The following is an 18,071-nucleotide window of genomic DNA, read 5'->3' on the forward strand; positions in this document are numbered from 1 at the left end:
AAGTAAAGATGATAGTAAGAACATTAGATGAGTGTCGCGATAGCGAGCGTAGAGTAGCGTCGGAAACGTGGGAAAGTGTCCGCATGTTACTCAAAGATGACAAAATGGGTTTCTCATTTCATATTACAACGATCTATGAGAATACCGAGACGCACATTCATTATCAAAATCATCTCGAGTCGGTTTACTGCATGAGTGGCGAAGGCGAGATTGAAGTGGTAGATGGAAAAACCTACCCAATTAAACCTGGTACGTTGTACATTTTAGATAAAAATGATGAGCACTACTTAAGAGCTTATAAGGGTAAAGAAATGGTGATGGCTTGTGTGTTCAACCCGCCAATAACCGATAAAGAAGTCCACGACGAAAATGGTGTCTATCCTCTAGTCGATTAAGGCGATTAAGGCGATTAAGGCGATTGAGCCTCCTTACACTGTTATGAAGAGTGAGGTGATATGCCTCACTCCCATTCTTTTTTACCGAAGCAATACTTTATTAAGGCCCCCTTATGACTTATACCGTAGAGAAAATCGGCGGTACATCTATGACCGCATTTGATGCTGTGCTCGAAAATATCTTTTTGCACCCTGCGCCAGAACATCGTTATAACCGAGTATTTGTGGTGTCGGCGTATGGCGGAATGACAGACGCATTACTGGAGTGTAAAAAAACCAGTAAGCCCGGTGTCTATCAGCGAGTTGCGAAGCGAGATGAGAATTGGCAAGACGCCCTAAATTATGTTGAGCAGCGTATGTTGCTGACCAATGAAAACATGTTTGCGGATCCCATGAGCCGCATGCGCGCGGATAAATTTATTCGTTCGCGCTTCTCAGAGGCAAAAAACTGCATTTCAAACATTCTAGAAACTTGTCAGTATGGGCAGTTTTCATTACGTCATTATCTGCCGCAAGTTCGTGAATTTTTAGCGTCGATGGGAGAGGCGCACAGTGCGTTTAATACCGCGTTAAAATTAAAAAACTTGGGCATTAACGCCAAGTTTGTCGACTTGTCGGGTTGGAATTCAGAAACGCCACAGAAGTTAGATGATCACATTCGAGAGGTATTTCGCGATATTGATGTCAGCAAAGAACTGCCGATTGTCACAGGTTATGCATCTTGCAGTGAAGGGTTGATGTCTACCTATGATCGCGGTTATAGCGAAATGACATTCAGCCGAATTGCGTCGATAACCAATGCCGATCTTGCCGTCATTCATAAAGAGTACCATTTAAGTTCAGCTGATCCGCGAATGGTTGGATCAGAGAAGGTCTTTCCTATAGGGCATACCAACTACGATGTCGCGGATCAGCTTGCAAGCTTAGGGATGGAAGCGATCCATCCCAATGCAGCGGCTGGCTTGCGAGAGAGCAACATCGAACTGCAGATAAAAAACACCTTTGAGCCTGATCATCCGGGTACATTGATCAGTGGCGGTCACCGCCCAACGGCGAACAAAGTTGAAATTATTGCCGGTAAAGAGGAAGTGTTTGCACTGCATTTGTTCGATCAAGCCATGGTTGGGCAGATTGATAACGTCAGTTATGAACTCATGCAGATTATTGCCGATGCACATGTCAGTTTGATTGGTAAAGAAATGAATGCTAACTCAATGACCTACTACCTTGGTGGAAGCACGGAAAGCCTAAATAAAGTGTTGTATAAGGCAGAAAAACGCTATCCAAGTGCAGAAATAAAGGGGCGCATGGTGGCACTAATATCCGTCATTGGATCGCAGATTGACACCAATAAATCCTTAGCTCAAGGTGTGTTGGCGCTAATGAACAACGGTATTACGCCAGTGGCTCTGCATTCATCTATGCGTAATGTAAATGTACAGTTTGTGGTCGGGAATAAAGAGTACTGCGCCGCAATTTGCGCGTTGCATGATGAGTTTTTTGACACCGTTGATGAATGTTCTAATGCAACAAAAGTGGCGTAATTCGTCACTACTTTGTTGTAGGGGCTTTTGTTGTGGGAGAGTAATAAAGAATGACACTAAATGGCAGTATTCGTACACTGCCATTTATAACTTAAAAATACAGTTTTGATTTTTGGGAACAGTAGCATGCCAGAATCTATTCTGCATTGACGAGAGCTGAGCTGACATGTTTCTGGACAGAAAGCGCTTAGCTTATCGCTCTTCTACCCATCCCAATTAGGCCGTCATCCCCTTTTTCAAGGGGATGACGGTTAGCTTTTATTTGTGGAGGCAGTCACATGCCGGAATTTATTCTACGCTGATAAAAACCGAACTGGCACGTTTTTGGACATTTTCGTTTTAGTGAAAACCCCAATTTAGCAAAAGCATGGAAAAGTCGCTTACGTGAATGTCCATTATCACTGGTTCAGATCACACCAAGATAATCCATTTGAGTAGAAAAAAAACTCTCGTCCAGTCATATATTCAGCGCGCCATGGTTGAGATATTTCTCCCCAAACCCATTTAGCTCCATTTTTCGAACATCCGTACCTGCAAAAAATGAAGGGACGGGATCGACTAAGTGGTCTCGATGAATGCACGGTGTAGAGTGGTCGCTTGTATATCCGACATAACAATTATCAAGGTCTATATGTTCCAAAATATAGCCAATCATCTGATCAAACTTTTCAGCCATCTCCACTTTTACCAGTGGTAAATTATCGTGCCCCGCAAAATCTGGTGATTTTACATGCAAAACAACCCTTGATAGGCCAAATACGCCATATGAGGTGTATGCGCATACTCTAATGGTGTTTTTCCATCAAGTTGTGGGTTAGGCAAATCCCCCATACCGTCAGCGATAAGTAGCTTTGTTTTCGGATGGATTGTTATCTAACATTTCAAGTACATCACGACGTTTCCAAAGTAGTGCACCGGAGAGAAAGAGTACCAAAGACCATAGTGTCCATTTGGTCATCGGAGAGGGTGAATAGATGCGGATCTTAAACTCTACCTCCGCACCAGGTGAGACTTTCTTACGTGTTACTTCAACAACCTTCCAATCGCCATCGCGCTTGATTTCAAACATTTTTTTCTTTTTTGACCACTCCGGAGAGACGACACCATATAACTCTGTATTTTTGGGCACACTGAATTGACCTGAATACTTTGCAATCGTCACTGGCGAGGTATTGTTAAATTGGTAAGTAATCTCTTTGTTTTAAAAGAGCTCTTTCACTTGAATTACGTTTACTCAAAACACACTTTGGTGTATTCAACAGCTGTGGGTAACCATGACGTACCATAGCTACACCCTTCATTTAAGTCATGAATCACTGAGTTGCTGGTTACAAAAGTATTACCATTATAAGGTGCTTTCAACAAAGGCGGTGAGCGAAATATACTCTTTAATGCAGCAATATTTCGGTACGGACTCAGTTTTGCGGCAGATTGTGCGACTTCATTTCGCCATAGTGTATTTCCCACAGCCTTATCAAAAGCTCTCATGTCACCTTGAGCATGGCGTTCAGCAAGGTTTTGTTCTTGCCCCAATGGGTGATTAGAATGCGTAATGTACCCTTTGGCTGAGCCGTCAATCACTACATTTTTTCCGAGTTGATTTTCTACAGTGGCGATATTTCCATGCCTGTCAACAAAGTGAGTCGCATAGGCGGCATTGACTGACAGGTTTTCTAAGGTGTCTATCGCCTGTTCAACATTATTGAATTTAGCAACCATCGCCATTGAAATTCCACTTATAGGAGCCCCGTTTTCGAGTGGGGCTTTAAGTAAGGTGTCGACAGTATTTAGCGTCGTTGCCATCTCTTTGCTCATTGACATCGCAGTGAATAAAGGGGTTCCTGCTTGTACAATTAAATTGTCGCTTTTCCAAATAGCCGCATAACCTGTAAGTTCAATAGGCATGTCTTGATTCTGTCCAATGATACCGTTACTCCAACCTATCGCGGTGCAGCCACGTTGTATAAGTGTCTTTTCTCTCAAAGTGTCCAAAGACTTGCCGACAAGTTGATTAACGTTGGTTGCGAATAGCCCATCTTCTCCCCAAGCTGCCAAATAAACCTCGTCTTCACTGTGCCCAGTGACCTCACCTATTCCACGGTAGAATGCAAGCAATTCTGGGAATAGTTCAGCTACAGAAGATTTTGTCGCTAAAATTTCATCCATCTTCTGTCGGCCAATAGTCTGCTTTATGTCAGCAAGGTAATTGTTTATATGATTAGGCATGACAGTAGGGGAAAATTGCTCAGCATATCCTTTTGCGATATCTTTTCCCCCTTGGTGGTTGAGGCCAGAAAACTCAATGACAGGCGGCGTGTGTTGTACGACCTGGTTTTCATTCGGACTGTAAAAATCACCAGTTAAATCAATTGTAACTCCGTTAGCTGCGGTAGCCTGCTGTGGGGCTTCTTTGGCGTGAACGTTGAGAGTAGTGCCTAATACCACCATAGTTACGATGGTTGATAGTATCGTTTTTTTCATATTTAAACCTTCTGCTTGATATTTTGATTATTCTAATAATAAATTTAAATCGATAATAAAACGATCCACTTACCGAGTTGTTATTTGGCGGTGCGGTATGTTAGCGATGATTTTCAAAGTTGAGCTTAAGCTGAACGCAAATTATCAGCTAGCAGGGGCTTCGATTTTTACCTAGCAGTTAAAGAGTGCGTTTATTTCGAAGTGATTTAGTTACCTATCGAAAGTTCCGATGGGAACAAACTTGCTCGTTATTTCACTGTTGTTACTCTGCGCCATAGGAGACAAGAGCAGGGAGCTATAATCACTTTGACGGGGTTTAATATTATGAAGACTTTGACTAAAACACTCTTAAGCGTTGTTATCGCATCTACAATTATCGGTGCCAGTGCTGCTAACGCTTGTAGCAGAATGACAATAGATACTCCTTATGGTGTTTCTACTGTACGTACTCTGGATTGGGCCGAACAAATGGGGACGAGTGCAGTAGTAAACCCTGTGGGTACAGAGCGTATAACCTATAAATTATCAAGTTATGCCAACCCAGCTAAATGGACAACTCACTTCCAAACTGTTTCACTAGAGGAAAATATAAGCGATGAGTTTGGCGGTGCCTCTTTAGAAGCAATTAATGTTGAAGGTTTCAGTGCTTCACTGCTATATATGGATCCATCTAAAGCTTTTCTAAAGGACCATAAAGACAGCGGAGCAATGGCTATCAGCCTGATCGATGTCCCAGCCTATTTAGCTGAAAATTTTAAGACCGTAAAAGATGCCGTATCTAGTTTCAAAAAAGGTGATTACCAATTCGCATGGAAAGATGGCGTCAAAGGGGTTCCACATGGCGTTCACTTTTCAGTACAGGATAAATCGGGTGATATTGCCCTGTTTCAGTTGAATAAAGATGGCGTCACTGTTATCCACGAAGGTAATGTTGCATCGGATCTGCGGATTATGACTAACGCGCCTTTACAACAAGACCACCGTGCTTACGTGAATAATTTTGATCTAGATAGTGTGATCACCAATCAAGTAATTCCAAACTCGATTTCCTCTGCGGACCGAAATCTTCGTGGTTTATATCTTACGCATCACGTGAAATTTGAAGAAGGAAAAAGCTGGGCGCAGATTGAAGGAAAATTACAAAGCACTTTTGATGCTGGAAACTTGGTGCCGCAGGATATTATTGACCATACGAATAATCTAAGTTACGCGACTTGGAATCAATATATCTACAACTTTGAAAATGGCTCATTCAAATTCCGTGACCTGGATACTTACAAAGAAGTTCGTTTCAACATCAACGATATTAAAGCCTTTGATTCTCGCGTCTGTGCAGATTTAGTACAACAAGCAAACGAAGGGAAAGCGACCGTCACCTTTGGCGAATGCAAATAGTAAGTTTTGGCTAAGGAAGGCCTTTTTTTATATTCATTGAAACTAATTCATCCATAAAAAAACGCCTCACTTGTCCCTGTGAAGATGACTTTTTCCACAGTATCTCGATAGGAAAAAATAAAGGGGTAAGGCTAAATTCCGCTTGGAAAGTCGATAATGTGCCCATTGACTCTCTTTCTTCTTGTAACAACTTTGGTACGATTGCCCAGCCAATCCCTTGCTCTACCAGCCGTAACATATCTTCTTGCTGATCAGTCACCCAAATCTGCTGTGACAGGCGAGTGAGATCAGATAGGACAGAGTTATCTAGCATGCTATGGCAGCAAAGCTGACGCTCGCCCATTAGGGTCTCATTATCAACCAGCTTCATATCAGCAAGTGTTGAATCTGGACTACAAATACATACCCATTCAAGTTGCTGTATAACCATGAACTCTAGGTAGTCAGGGGAGTCCCTTGAAACAAAACCAATGCCGAAATCAACAGTATTATCTAGGACAGCTTGGTTTAACTCTTGACTAGATAGTGTCTTTACTTGCAATTGGCAATGCGGGAAGGTTTGAGAGACTTTTTCCAAGAGCGCATCTATACAAAGGATTGGCACTAATGAATCCATACCTATAACTAAACTAGATTCGATTTCATTATTTATCGATTGGGCGAAATGTTGCATTATTTCAGCGCGTCGCAATAGTAGCTTACCTTGCTGATAAAGGCGTTCTCCTTCTTCGGTCAAACTTGGGTACTTTGACGTACGGTCAAATAGCTTTACATCTAGGGTAAGTTCTAAATTTGCTATAGCTGTGCTTACAGAGCTTTGTGTTTTGTTTAGGTCACGAGCCACAGCTGAGAAAGAGCCAAGCTTGCACGCTAAAACAAATATATTGACCTGTTCTAAATTTATCATTTACATACCTTTACAGATGAGTTAAATAATTTCTGTACTACATGGCTTTTATTCTAGCCATCAACATTGGTTACCGATAGAAGCAGCATTTAGAATAGGACAGTGGGAAACTAATACACGGCTAGTATAGGGCTTATACGCCATGGTGAATAGCCACCACATCACTAGACGCTAGTTAGCCTTGCTTTTCATACTCTACAGGCGACAGTTGATTATTGGAACCATGCCTTCGATTCACGTTGTGAAACATTTCGATATACTCGAAGATATCGGTTCGAGCATCTTCTCTCGTAGAGTAAATTTTTCGCTTAACCCGTTCTCTTTTCAATAGCTGGAAAAAGCTTTCTGCGACAGCATTGTCATGGCAGCTCCCTCGGCGGCTCATACTTCCTTCTAGCCCATGTTGCTTTAAAAAGGAACTCCAATCATGGCTTGTATATTGGCTACCCTGATCTGAATGCACGAGTACATTGTTTATCGGAGAACGCCGCCAGATCACCATCAGAAGAGCGTCTAATGCTAGCTCTTTGGTCATTCAGCTCTTCAGTCATCCGTTGCAATTCTTTTTTGAGTCGACGGATCTCTGCGTTTTCATCGGACTTGGTTTGATGAAGAGAGGAGTCTGGGCCATACCGTTTGATCCAGGCATAGAGACTAGGAGTGGTGGTTCCTAAACGAGCGGCAACTTCAGCCACACTATGACCTTTTTCAGTTACTTGCTTAACGGCTTCAATTTTAAATTCTTCAGGATATCTTTTACTGTTCATAAGCACCTCTTGATTAGTTATTTTGTCTAACTAAAAGGCGTCTATCAAGTCAGTGGCTATTCAGTATCATTGATTTACAAAAGAGCGGCAAAATAGCTAAAGATAAGCACTAAGAAGCGATACAATACCGGAGTTGCGAGCTCGCAGCATTCGATACTCATTCACAGAAAACCTTAAAGTTGCCACATATGCCCAAAGATATTGGTTTCACCACAGAATACACTCTCGACAAACCCTTTTTTGCAGAGTGCTACGATCAAACTAGCCTGCCTACTACATTCCCAAAATCCTATTTAAAAGGCGTACTTTTTCTTCTTTTTGGCGCGGTTTTAGTTATGTTTGAGCTATTGCCCAGCAGTTACATTGGTTGGTTCTTTATCGTGTTGAGTGTTATTGAAGCGCTCAGTGTTTACTTTAAGAGAACTTGGTGGCTATGGCGACAAACTCTCAGTATGAGCGCTGGTAGCAAAGTGGTATTTCAGGGTGACGCTAACGGGGTGACGTATAAAAACGGTAATAACACGCGTAGTATCGCTTGGAGTGAAATTGACCAACTTGAGCAAAGCGATTTAGGGTTTATTTTTCATATGGGTAAGCAGCGGCAATATGTCAGTAAATCTTGCTTAAATGATGAAAATATCGCGTTCATTGTAGAGCAGCACGCCATATCAAAAATGAACTAACCTTAATGCGCGCATGGCTGAGGTTATCCGAGTTCACTCTGTAATATGACGTTTGTAAAAGCCTTTGACTCACAATCAGTCGGCCGAGCATGGTACATTCATACTCGGTTGTCTCTCGACTTAGGTGATTTGTCGGCGTTCGTGTGAAACTTTCTTATTTATGCCTTGCTCACAACTGTTGACCTTTAGGGAGTAGCAACTGCATGGTTTTCACTCTAAATGCCAGTGGTTGCTGACGAGTATTTTGTATAACAATGGCAAGGTTTCCAACCGCTTCTTCACGCCATATCGGCACGCCGTTTTCAAATTTCCCCCAGTTTTGCTTAAAATCAGAAAGGGGCACATGAATTGCAATCTCGGCCTCGTTTCTATAAGTGTACCCAGACGCTGACAATGTTTGATAGAAGCCATGTTGGTCGATAAACCCGATATAGAGCCCATTAAGTTGATCAGTGTTGAGCCCCGTCACCACCAACTCGAGCGATCCACTGTTGGGGCGCCCTAGCAGGCTGGGCTCAAGGGAGCGCCAAGGCAATTTTTGCCAGGTGTGCCAAGTGGCGAGGTTAGCTTGTTCGTTAATTTCCATACGTGGAAGGGAGGAGGCGATCCAAGATGTGGTCACTTGTTTGACGGATTTATTATTAAGTTTTAGTTGAATGGTCACTGTTCCTGTTTCTGCCCAGTTAGGCAGCATTTGCCCATACCAGCTAAGGGTGAAAGCATCCCCCGCACCACGAGTTGTCCAGGTATTACTGTCTTGTGAGATACTCAGCTCCCATCGGCTCCAGTGACTCATTGTCGCGTTGACTTGCCAGTGAGGTAATGGGTTGCCTTGTTGTTTTTCCACACTGAAATCTTCGATCTTTGGCGTCGACGCGTTCGTGGTGTGCTGAGCGGTGAGTGAGCGATAAGTGGTTAAGGCTGTTTTCGCCTGGTAGTTGGCATCAAGTAAGCCAAAGCTTTGTTCGGCATCAGAAAACCATCCTGTCTGATTGGGCTCGTCTGTGAGGGAAAACCAATTGAGTGCAAATAAGCCGAGCTGACGTAACATGGGTAAATAAAAGGTCAGTTTGTCCAGCTCATTGGCTTGTTGCGCTTGCCAGTTAGGTTGAGAGGCTATCGATAAATAGGCGAGCATCCAGGGTTTATTAAAGCGCTGTTGCAATTGCTCGCCTAAGCGAAGCGCTCGAATCCACGGCGACCAATCCGGAGCCGAGTGCGCGCGTTCAGTGTAACTTGATAGCATTAACATACTGGCGACAAAATCGCTTGCTTCAATGCTTTTTTTCGCGCTGTTATAGCTGGGCGTGCTGCCTGGTTGATCCCAGTCCCCAAGACCAAGGCCCACTTTAATTTGTGGCGCATGCGTTCGAATTAACGCAATGACTTCCAACATCAGCGGATCCCAACCATCCCAAGTTTCAATTCCTTGTTTATTAAACTCGGGCTCAAGGATCAAATAGGCTTGAGGTAAATCACGTAATAGTGGAATAAGTTTGTTTTTGACCTCATCGAGATAGCGCTGTCGGTTAGCTTGTACATAGCTAGGGCTGATTTGATCGCCAAAAAACCAATAATTGATCATGGGAACATAACCATGCTGATGTGCGCCACGAAGTAGATCACTACGTAACCAGTGCCAGTCACTGTGTTGTGTGATCCACAAAGTGACACTTTGTACGTCGAGTTGGTTATCCGATAAGGTCTCCCATACAGGCGCGTAGTTTTGTCCGCTGCCCACAGGATGATCCAGCAATAACCGAGCACCGACCCCCCACAGAAAAGGGTCGCTTGGCGTGGCACGAGTCTGTTGCTGTAAATTAAACATAAACGTCATAGCGTCCAAGCGTTGCTGCCAACTTCGGGCAAGCAGGCTATTTCGGCTGCCCCAACTTGAATCGAGTTTCGTTTGCAGTTGATTGGCAAATTGTTTTGCTTGTTCTGGTTTCTGGTTTCTGAGCGCAGAAAACACCGCACCGAATAGAGCTTGAATATACCAATCTGCTTCCATATTTTTGGTTGCAGCAACAACCTTGAGGTAATGATCCAATGCTTGTTGAGGTTGCTGGGCAAATTCTAATAGGCTATGAGCAACAAGCAGTTGGCCTTTTATAGCTAGCGCTTCAAGGGGAGAACGAGTGGATAAGCGAAGGCTGGCTTGCTGCATTTCTGAAAGCGCATTTTTATCACGCAGCTGGATGAGAGTAAGGTAGTCACCGAGTAATGGGTCATTTCGATACGCTCGCAGCAAAGCAAAGGCCGCTCGAGCTTCTAATCGATGAACGCTAAAGGGATCTTGAGCGAGGTAGCGTCGATACAGTGACATTGCGTCGTTCCAGCGATGCTCAAATTCAGCAATACGTGCCGCCAAAAATAACGCTTCGCCTTGATAGGGTGGTGTTTGCGTGGCGAGCTGAGTTTTAGCGTGAGAGAGCTGACCCTGTTGAATAAACTGTATACCGATGCCAATCGGATCGGTGTTTACAGTGGCGCTAAGCGGTGATGCGTAGCTTACGATGAGCATCGAGATGAGAATCGCAAAGGGTAAACTTGGGCGCTTTTGATGACTATTGTGTTGGCTCATTTGGATTCGCTGCAGTGTCGGCCAGGTTGATGGTCTCAAAATAGGCTAAGTTCTCTCTAATCGTCTCCAGGTGTAACGCGGTTTCTGTGGGCAGATCGCAGCCGTCTATCATGTCGAGGTTGTCTTTCATACTCATGACCATAATTTGCAATCTCGCTGAACTGTCGTTGATGTCTTCAGCAATGTCGGTGAGCTCATCGCCATCACGGACGTGAATGACGGTAGCGAGTTTACCCATAGAAATATCGACTAAGGCATGGCGAATTCGAGCAACGGGTCCATATAGGCGATAGCTCAGCCAGCACCCCGCCCATGTTGCCAACACGAGCTGTAAGAGTAGCAGTAGCACAAGCCAGTTACTCATCGCATCGTACATAGATGGTAAAGATTGCGCGACGGCGTTCAACTCTTCAGGCAATAACTGGAAAGAAAGCCGTTGGGCAAGGACATCCAGGGTTTGTGCATAAAAAAATAAAACTGTGTTGCGTTGATGACGGCACTGAACAAAGCAATAAATAATATTCGCCATATCAATCGCTTAGATGACCATGTTCGTATTCCCTTTAGCATGGTGGGCAGCCGTAATGCTCGCAACATAACGTTTCTCCTTAAACGAGTTGTATATTGAGTATATAACCGTATGCCAAGAGTGAAGCACAAATTCGCCATCTGTTGGATCGTATAAAAATGGCGGGCATAGGAGAGAGCGAACGGTTGGTATTGTAATGTGACTCTTGTCACATTTTGCTGTTTTTTACATTGTTGAAACCGGTTTCAGAAATAATGTTGGCGTTAATGCGCAGGCGTTTATTTCGCTCCGACACAGAAGTGACGCTCGGATTAATTCAATCAATTTGGTGAGTCAAAGTATGAAAACAAGTTTTCCTAGTGATTTTTTATGGGGTGGTGCGGTTGCTGCGCATCAGCTAGAGGGCGGCTGGAACGCTAATGGTAAAGGTGTGAGCGTAGTGGATGTCTTGACTGCTGGAGAGCATGGTGTGCAGCGCCGTATTACCGACGGTGTGCTAGAAGGTGAACACTACCCGAATCAAGAAGCCGTGGATTTTTATCATCGCTATAAAGACGACATCAAGTTGTTTGCTGAGATGGGGTTTAAATGCTTTCGAACCAGTATTGCTTGGACTCGTATCTTTCCTAAAGGGGATGAATTAGAGCCGTGCGAAGCAGGATTGGCGTTTTATGATGATATGTTTGATGAGCTAATTAAGCACGGCATTGAACCTATTATCACACTGAGCCACTTTGAAATGCCTTACCACCTAGCGAAAGAATATGGTGGTTGGATGAATCGCAAAATGATCGACTTTTTTGTTCGTTATTCTACGGTGGTCATGGAGCGTTATAAGCATAAAGTGAAGTATTGGATGACGTTTAATGAAATCAATAATCAGGTCAACGTCTCTGCAGATATTTTTGGTTGGATGTGTTCAGGTGTGAAATTTTCGGAATTTGAACGTCCGAAAGAGGCAATGTATCAAGCGGTTCATCATCAGTTTGTGGCAAGTGCGTTAGTGGTGAGCAAGGGACATGATATTAACCCTAATATGAAGATTGGTGCCATGTGTGCCATGGTGCCATTTTATCCACGTTCTTCGAAACCAGCTGATGTGATGCTAGCCCAGCAAGCGATGCGAGACCGATATTTATTCTCCGATGTGATGGTGCGAGGTCACTATCCGGCTTATGCAAAACGTGATTGGGCAATCAAAGGGTTTAATATTGATATGCACCCTGAAGATGAATTGATTCTGAAGCAGGGTAAAGCCGACTATCTTGGCTTTAGTTACTACATGTCGAATACGTTAGATTCTACGTCGCAGCAATCGACAAAAGAGAGTATGGATGGCGGACATGAAAACTCGGTTGAGAATCCATTTATCAAATCCAGTGATTGGGGGTGGTCAATTGACCCTACTGGCTTGCGCTATTGCCTGGCGTCACTTTATGAGCGCTATGAAGTGCCACTGTTTATCGTAGAAAATGGCTTTGGCATGATTGATCACGTACAGGATGATGGCAATATTGAAGATGACAGCCGCATCGATTATTTGCGTGAACATATTGCTGAAATGAAAAAAGCCGTCAGTATTGATGGTGTTGAACTGATGGGTTATACCCCGTGGGGATGCATTGATTTGGTCTCCTTTACCACTGGTGAAATGAAAAAGCGCTATGGTTTTATCTATGTTGATAAGCACAATGATGGGTCGGGCAGCTTTTCTCGAGCAAAGAAAAAGTCATTTAGCTGGTATCAGAGTGTGATAGCTTCTAATGGCGAAGTGCTTTAGGTTAATCTGAACTAATGCCGTAATCATAAACGCCCGCACCAGTGGGCGTTTATGATGTAATAGTGGTACTTGTGATGTAATAGTGGCACTTATGATGCAATCGTGGGCGATTAGAATGTATTAAAGAGGTATGGGTGGTGAAAGTAACGATGCTGGATGTTGCCAATGAGGCGGGCGTCTCTAAAGCGACAGTATCAAGAGTATTGAACAAGAAAAATATCGTACGACCGGATGTCGTGAAGCGAGTGTTTGATGCGATTCAGAAAACTGGTTATCGGCCCAATATCCTAGCGCAAAATCTGGCTATGAGAAAAACCAATTTCATCGGTTTTGTTATGAGTAATGTCTTGTTTGATGGCCCTTATTTTTCCACCTTGATGAATCATGCCGCTTCATTTTGCGAAGAGTCGAACCACCAGTTAGTGATGACGGATGGGAAACACAGTAAAGCAGAGGAAAGGGACGCCATTAATTTTCTTTTGGATATGAAATGTGCTTGCGATCATTGTTTATTCAAAATATCTGAACGAAAAAGAGCTCGCGGAAATCATTAGCCGTACCACTACCCCGATCATGGTGTTGAATCGCCCCGTCTCCGATCACCCTCAACACGCGATTACAACCAATCATTATCAAAGTGCCTGTTTAATGATGGAGCACTTAGTGCAACACGGTCATCGCAGCATTGCTATTATTCGTGGCAACCCAAACTCAGGCACAGATCAACAGCGTTATCGCGCCTATAGGGATGTATTGGAAAAACATGGTTTACACATTGATAAAGAACTGGAGCAATGCGGAAACTGGGCGTTGAAAGGGGGCTATTTAGCCGCAGTACGGCTACTTGAGTGTGATCGACGACCGTCAGCAATACTGGCTTGCAATGATGATATGGCGATGGGTGCCATGCGTGCATTCAGTAATGCAGGCTTGTCATTACCTGAAGAGATCTCAATTGCAGGTTTTGACAACAGCAATATGGGCGAGTATTTATCACCAAGCTTGAGCTCGGTCAGTGTACCGTTGGGCAATATGGTTAAGGTGGCGATACTACGGATATTGGGAGAGAATGAACGAGCCCAATTAATTTCAATATCGGGCTCGCTAGTGATTAGAGAGTCAATTAAGTCACTGACAGCGCCAGAGTAGCCATCGTTTAAGGGATGGTTCGAACCATTGTTCAAATTAACTATTTTGGCGGAAGTAACGGCACTCTAAACGGTTATAAAACCGTTAATACGGCTTCGCGGCTTAAGCGCGATTTAGGCAGGGATGCATTGTAATCTTCATCCGCATGGTGATACCCCATCGCTAAGGCAACATCACACTGGTAGCCACCCAACTCCTCTCTAAACAGCTCTGTGATCATCTCTGAATCGACGCCTTCCATTGGCGTTGAATCAATACCTAAGCGGGCTAAAACATGCATGGTATTACCGAGCGCAAGGTAGGTTTGCGCTTTCGTCCATGTTGACGTATTGCTTGGCCTCATCGGTGTTCAATTCAGCAAACGCAAAACCACCAAAGGCTTGCTCGCGTTGTTCGGGTGCCGTACGGCCATCTTCAATCCCTTTGTCGACCACTTTTGCGTAATCATCACGGGTGTAGTTGGGGTGGTATGCGAACAAAATAATATGTGAGGCTTCTTTGATATGAGGCTGATTAAATTGATGCTTGTTAACAAACGTATCGTGCATGCGCTGCTTGGCTTCATCGCTTTCAATGACGATAAACTTCCACGGCTGTGAGTTGATCGACGAAGCGGACAGTCGTGTTGCCTCGTAAATCACCTCTAGTTCGTCTTGAGGGATACGCTTTGTCGCATCGTAGCGTTTAGCGGTATAACGTTGCTCTAAGTCAGCAATGATGGGATGTGTCATGGTCATCTCCGAAATGAAAATAGTTAGGAATAGAAAGCGTTAGAAATAAAAGCCGTCGAACTTCTGACAGCATTACCCAATACGAGTCATCTCATTGAGTGTAAAGCTGGCGACGGCACCTTCGGTTGCCGTCTTGTATTTCGCAATGTGGGCGCTACGCAAATGCGCTTGTAACAGCTCAGGTGACGTCCAGTTTTCATAAAACGTAAAGTGCGCAGGGTTGTTATTATCTTGGTGCAAGTCGTAATTGATGCAGCCTTCTTCGGCGCGCGTTGCGTCAATAAGTGCTAACAGTTCGGATTTAACCAATTCAATTTTATCTTCATTAGCGATGATATTGGCAACAATAGTTAATGACGTCATAGTCTGTTCTCGTCTTCTTAAGGCGCAGTAATAAGCGACTTATGAGTATGGATAAAGTGTTTGTGTCGAAACATAGTAATAGTAAGATTGATAGTTATAAAGAGGCTATAATTTGAATTATTATCAAAAATTATTTGATAATAAGCATAAAGCAAGTGGTGCGGAGCATCATCTAATCAAACCGAGAGAGCAGGGGTAGGTCAATGCTACTTGAAGATTTACACGTTATCTTAAAGGTGGCGGAGTTTCGCAGTATCACCGCTGCCGCTACTAATCTTGATATGAGAACTGCCACCGCCAGTGCAGCGGTAAAGCGTGTTGAAGCGTCACTTGGTGCGGAGCTATTTGTTCGCACCACACGCCATTTACGACTTTCTGCTGCGGGTGAACGGTATCTACCACAGTGTGAGCAAGCCGTGAAAATGCTTCAACAGGCGAAGCTCAATATGCGAGAAGAGCTTGGTATCATTGACGGCGAAGTGCGAATAGCCATGTCTTCTGATTTAGGGCGTAATATCGTCGCCTCTTGGCTCGACGACTTTTTACTTGAATACCCGAAGGTGTCTCTACGTACCCATATTAGTGACAGTAATATTGATTTCTATCGCGATGCCGTGGATATGGCGTTGCGCTATGGGCCAAAATTAGACTCGAATTTATACGGATTTAAGATTAGTGATGCACCCAGAGTGTTGTGTGCGAGCCCTGAATACTTGGCTGAGCATGGTACGCCTCAGACCCCACAAGATTTGCTGAATCACAATGCACTGTTCTACCAATTGCACGACATTATCCAAGATGAGTGGGCTTTTAATGATGGGAAGCAAGACTATAAGATTAAACTAAAAGGCAATCGGGCCTCTAATGACAGCGATTTTGTACGACGTTGGTGTGTAGAAGGTAAAGGTATCGCGTTCAAGTCATGTATCGATATGTCGAGTGATTTGCTAGCAGGGCGAGTGGTGAATTTGATGCCACAATATAAGCCAACGCCGTCAGAATTATGGTTGGTTTGCCCCAGTCGCCAATCGATAACACCCACTGTACGCCTATTGCGAGATAGGTTTAGAGATAAGAGTCAGGCGATATTAACCAAGCTGATAGAGAAAGGGGTGTTTGGTTCAAACGGAATTTGATGGGTATTGCTAAGGAGTAGAATAATGGCTGAACCAAAGGTGTGGATTAGAGCGGGGATCATGATGATGTACGGGTCATCGATAGATGCTGATTACCATCGCCATCATGCTATTCAGCTGGTTTGGCCCAAGCCCGAAAGCCGTTGTACTCTGTGTTTACGAGCCGAGACATTGTCTTCGAATGGGTTATCTCATGTTGTTAGTAAAGAGATCGCTGCGCCTATGATACTCGCCTCGAATGTAGAGCATCAATTACAGATGGAAGAAGGCTGGATTGTGTTGCTGGAGCCAAGCGGTGAGCTTGGAGCCGCAATGAATCAGCTTTTGGCGCAGCGCCCCATTGAGATGCTGCCGAAACTGCACTTCTCAAGGCCAAGGGCTTCAGATATCAAACTTGATGATGTCGCCATTCACCTCCTATCGCTGTTAGAACATTTAAAGCAACCCAGTCCTTTTTATCTCAATAACAACAGTAATATTATCGATCCTCGTATTAAAAGGTTAGTCGATGAGCTTTATCAGTGCGTCGGTGTCACTTGTTTGAAGCCGAATGCATGGCGTGCTTCGGACGTCGCGGCAACACTCGCCTTATCAGAGAGTCGATTTTTGCATTTGTTTCGTCAAGAAGTAGGAATACCGTGGCGTCCATACTTACTTTGGTGTCGAATGATCTGTGCTGTTGAAGCGGTACTTGCTGGTCAATCGGCCACAGAGGCGGCCTATATGGCGGGGTTTTCGGATAGCGCACATTTAAGTCGGACGTTTCGTCATACCTTTGGTATGACGATTCGACAAGCTAACGCAGTGTTTCGACGTTCGTAGCCAGTTTATTCAATTATTCTAAAAAGTGGTTAGTTACTCTAAGGGTAGATTCAGTGACCGGAGTAACCTATGAACGAGTTATCTCAAGCCTATTTACAACCCACACCGATGTTGGATTTTTTACATGATGACATCCAAAAAGTGATTGAAGAAAAACAATGGAAAACCTTGTCTCGCTATGATGCGATTGGTGCAATTTATCACTTTGTTCGTGACGATATTCGTTTTGGTTACAATAGTGACGACCGTCTTGCTGCGAGCCAAGTACTAAAAGATGGTTATGGGCAGTGCAACACCAAAGGTACGTTATTAATGGCGCTCCTTCGCTCAGTGGGTATTGAAACCAGACTGCATGGCTTTACGATTTATAATGAACTGCAGCGAGGTGCTATTCCTACGGCGATTTTTCGTGTGGCTCCAGAGCGCATCATTCATAGTTGGGTAGAAGTCTACCAAGAAGGGCGTTGGGTGAATTTAGAAGGTTACATTTTAGATAGTGGCTATCTAAGGCAGGTACAGCAGCGTTTTTCCGCGCAACAAGACGCCTTTTCAGGCTATGCAATATCGACAAAAAACTTGGCTCAGCCAGATGTCGATTGGAAGGGTGATGATACCTATATACAGAGTGAAGGTATTGCCGATGATTTTGGAGTGTACCCCCAACCGGATGACTTTTATTCAAAATATGGTAGTAATTTGTCCGGGGTCAAAAAGGTATTATATCGTTACGTATTGCGCCACATTATGAACCTAAATGTCAGCCGTATTCGTTTACGAGGGATTGGACAAAGGGCGTCGTAATATG

Annotated in this window: 15 protein-coding genes and 3 pseudogenes; 9 read left to right on the plus strand and 9 right to left on the minus strand. The window is 44.0% G+C overall.

Annotated elements, in window-relative coordinates:
* Positions 1-8: 8 nt before the first annotated feature.
* Entirely contained in the window at positions 9-395 is a 387-nt protein-coding gene (locus AC0L66_RS20210; RefSeq protein ID WP_473570625.1) for an ectoine synthase, read from the plus strand.
* Between the two features lie 113 nt (positions 396-508).
* Positions 509-1,939 (plus strand): aspartate kinase, encoded by a 1,431-nt coding sequence (locus AC0L66_RS20215; protein WP_473570627.1) that lies wholly within the window; start codon positions 509-511, stop codon positions 1,937-1,939.
* A 457-nt stretch (positions 1,940-2,396) separates the two neighbouring features.
* Here the strand turns inward: AC0L66_RS20215 and AC0L66_RS20220 are convergent, their stop codons facing one another.
* The 3 genes from AC0L66_RS20220 to AC0L66_RS20230 all read right to left on the minus strand — a co-directional run bounded on the left by AC0L66_RS20220 (position 2,397) and on the right by AC0L66_RS20230 (position 4,420).
* Positions 2,397-2,621: a hypothetical protein gene (locus AC0L66_RS20220; protein ID WP_473570929.1), complete on the minus strand. Its 225-nt coding sequence runs from the start codon at positions 2,619-2,621 to the stop codon at positions 2,397-2,399.
* Positions 2,622-2,774: 153 nt separating this feature from the next.
* Positions 2,775-3,068, minus strand: a complete 294-nt coding sequence (locus AC0L66_RS20225; RefSeq protein WP_473570629.1) for a hypothetical protein — start codon at positions 3,066-3,068, stop codon at positions 2,775-2,777.
* Positions 3,069-3,169: 101 nt separating this feature from the next.
* Positions 3,170-4,420 (minus strand): carcinine hydrolase/isopenicillin-N N-acyltransferase family protein, encoded by a 1,251-nt coding sequence (locus AC0L66_RS20230; RefSeq protein WP_473570630.1) that lies wholly within the window; start codon positions 4,418-4,420, stop codon positions 3,170-3,172.
* 324 nt (positions 4,421-4,744) lie between these two features.
* Between AC0L66_RS20230 and AC0L66_RS20235 the strand changes: the two genes are divergently transcribed.
* Positions 4,745-5,815, plus strand: coding sequence for a linear amide C-N hydrolase (locus AC0L66_RS20235; RefSeq protein WP_473570632.1), 1,071 nt, complete (start codon positions 4,745-4,747; stop codon positions 5,813-5,815).
* Between the two features lie 10 nt (positions 5,816-5,825).
* On the opposite strand, the gene AC0L66_RS20240 is transcribed toward AC0L66_RS20235, so the two are convergent.
* Together AC0L66_RS20240 and AC0L66_RS20245 are read right to left on the minus strand one after the other, a co-directional pair.
* On the minus strand, positions 5,826-6,722 hold the full coding sequence (locus tag AC0L66_RS20240; protein ID WP_473570634.1) for a LysR family transcriptional regulator: 897 nt from the start codon (positions 6,720-6,722) through the stop codon (positions 5,826-5,828).
* 175 nt (positions 6,723-6,897) lie between these two features.
* Positions 6,898-7,489 (minus strand): annotated as a pseudogene (locus AC0L66_RS20245) (IS3 family transposase).
* Between the two features lie 188 nt (positions 7,490-7,677).
* Here AC0L66_RS20245 and AC0L66_RS20250 point away from each other — a divergent pair.
* Positions 7,678-8,172, plus strand: a complete 495-nt coding sequence (locus tag AC0L66_RS20250) for a YcxB family protein (RefSeq protein ID WP_265675758.1) — start codon at positions 7,678-7,680, stop codon at positions 8,170-8,172.
* 169 nt (positions 8,173-8,341) lie between these two features.
* On the opposite strand, the gene AC0L66_RS20255 is transcribed toward AC0L66_RS20250, so the two are convergent.
* Together AC0L66_RS20255 and AC0L66_RS20260 are read right to left on the minus strand one after the other, a co-directional pair.
* Complete coding sequence (locus AC0L66_RS20255) at positions 8,342-10,756, minus strand: tetratricopeptide repeat protein (protein WP_473570636.1); 2,415 nt, start codon at positions 10,754-10,756, stop codon at positions 8,342-8,344.
* On the minus strand, positions 10,740-11,285 hold the full coding sequence (locus tag AC0L66_RS20260; protein ID WP_473570638.1) for a HAMP domain-containing protein: 546 nt from the start codon (positions 11,283-11,285) through the stop codon (positions 10,740-10,742). The genes AC0L66_RS20255 and AC0L66_RS20260 overlap by 17 nt, the downstream gene beginning before the upstream one ends.
* A gap of 340 nt (positions 11,286-11,625) precedes the next feature.
* Here AC0L66_RS20260 and AC0L66_RS20265 point away from each other — a divergent pair, with 340 nt between their 5' ends.
* Complete coding sequence (locus tag AC0L66_RS20265) at positions 11,626-13,065, plus strand: 6-phospho-beta-glucosidase (protein WP_473570639.1); 1,440 nt, start codon at positions 11,626-11,628, stop codon at positions 13,063-13,065.
* A gap of 149 nt (positions 13,066-13,214) precedes the next feature.
* Positions 13,215-14,214: pseudogene (locus AC0L66_RS20270) on the plus strand (LacI family DNA-binding transcriptional regulator).
* A 73-nt stretch (positions 14,215-14,287) separates the two neighbouring features.
* On the opposite strand, the pseudogene AC0L66_RS20275 reads toward AC0L66_RS20270, so the two are convergent.
* Together AC0L66_RS20275 and AC0L66_RS20280 are read right to left on the minus strand one after the other, a co-directional pair.
* Positions 14,288-14,945 (minus strand): annotated as a pseudogene (locus tag AC0L66_RS20275) (nitroreductase family protein).
* A 72-nt stretch (positions 14,946-15,017) separates the two neighbouring features.
* Positions 15,018-15,308 carry a putative quinol monooxygenase gene (locus AC0L66_RS20280; protein WP_265674347.1) on the minus strand — a complete coding sequence of 97 codons (291 nt, stop codon included), beginning with the start codon at positions 15,306-15,308 and terminating at the stop codon, positions 15,018-15,020.
* A gap of 203 nt (positions 15,309-15,511) precedes the next feature.
* On the opposite strand from AC0L66_RS20280, the gene AC0L66_RS20285 reads away from it, so the two are divergent.
* From AC0L66_RS20285 to AC0L66_RS20295, 3 genes are all read left to right on the plus strand, one after another.
* A complete protein-coding gene (locus AC0L66_RS20285) occupies positions 15,512-16,444 on the plus strand; it encodes a LysR family transcriptional regulator (protein ID WP_473570641.1) in 933 nt (310 codons plus the stop codon).
* 24 nt (positions 16,445-16,468) lie between these two features.
* Positions 16,469-17,266: a helix-turn-helix transcriptional regulator gene (locus tag AC0L66_RS20290; protein WP_473570643.1), complete on the plus strand. Its 798-nt coding sequence runs from the start codon at positions 16,469-16,471 to the stop codon at positions 17,264-17,266.
* Positions 17,267-17,335: 69 nt separating this feature from the next.
* A complete protein-coding gene (locus tag AC0L66_RS20295) occupies positions 17,336-18,067 on the plus strand; it encodes a transglutaminase-like domain-containing protein (RefSeq protein ID WP_473570645.1) in 732 nt (243 codons plus the stop codon).
* Positions 18,068-18,071: the final 4 nt, after the last annotated feature.

It is taken from the genome of Vibrio sp. GJ43-1 (genome assembly GCF_055808835.1).

Excerpts from the sequence above, each read along its gene's own strand:
- AC0L66_RS20210 (WP_473570625.1), top strand. The coding sequence starts at position 9 with ATGATAGTAAGAACATTAGATGAGTGTCGCGATAGCGAGCGTAGAGTA.
- AC0L66_RS20290 (WP_473570643.1), top strand. The coding sequence starts at position 16,469 with ATGGCTGAACCAAAGGTGTGGATTAGAGCGGGGATCATGATGATGTAC.
- AC0L66_RS20260 (WP_473570638.1), bottom strand. The coding sequence starts at position 11,285 with ATGGCGAATATTATTTATTGCTTTGTTCAGTGCCGTCATCAACGCAAC.
- AC0L66_RS20280 (WP_265674347.1), bottom strand. The coding sequence starts at position 15,308 with ATGACGTCATTAACTATTGTTGCCAATATCATCGCTAATGAAGATAAA.
- AC0L66_RS20230 (WP_473570630.1), bottom strand. The coding sequence starts at position 4,420 with ATGAAAAAAACGATACTATCAACCATCGTAACTATGGTGGTATTAGGC.
- AC0L66_RS20285 (WP_473570641.1), top strand. The coding sequence starts at position 15,512 with ATGCTACTTGAAGATTTACACGTTATCTTAAAGGTGGCGGAGTTTCGC.
- AC0L66_RS20235 (WP_473570632.1), top strand. The coding sequence starts at position 4,745 with ATGAAGACTTTGACTAAAACACTCTTAAGCGTTGTTATCGCATCTACA.
- AC0L66_RS20240 (WP_473570634.1), bottom strand. The coding sequence starts at position 6,722 with ATGATAAATTTAGAACAGGTCAATATATTTGTTTTAGCGTGCAAGCTT.
- AC0L66_RS20265 (WP_473570639.1), top strand. The coding sequence starts at position 11,626 with ATGAAAACAAGTTTTCCTAGTGATTTTTTATGGGGTGGTGCGGTTGCT.
- AC0L66_RS20255 (WP_473570636.1), bottom strand. The coding sequence starts at position 10,756 with ATGAGCCAACACAATAGTCATCAAAAGCGCCCAAGTTTACCCTTTGCG.
- AC0L66_RS20295 (WP_473570645.1), top strand. The coding sequence starts at position 17,336 with ATGAACGAGTTATCTCAAGCCTATTTACAACCCACACCGATGTTGGAT.
- AC0L66_RS20215 (WP_473570627.1), top strand. The coding sequence starts at position 509 with ATGACTTATACCGTAGAGAAAATCGGCGGTACATCTATGACCGCATTT.
- AC0L66_RS20250 (WP_265675758.1), top strand. The coding sequence starts at position 7,678 with ATGCCCAAAGATATTGGTTTCACCACAGAATACACTCTCGACAAACCC.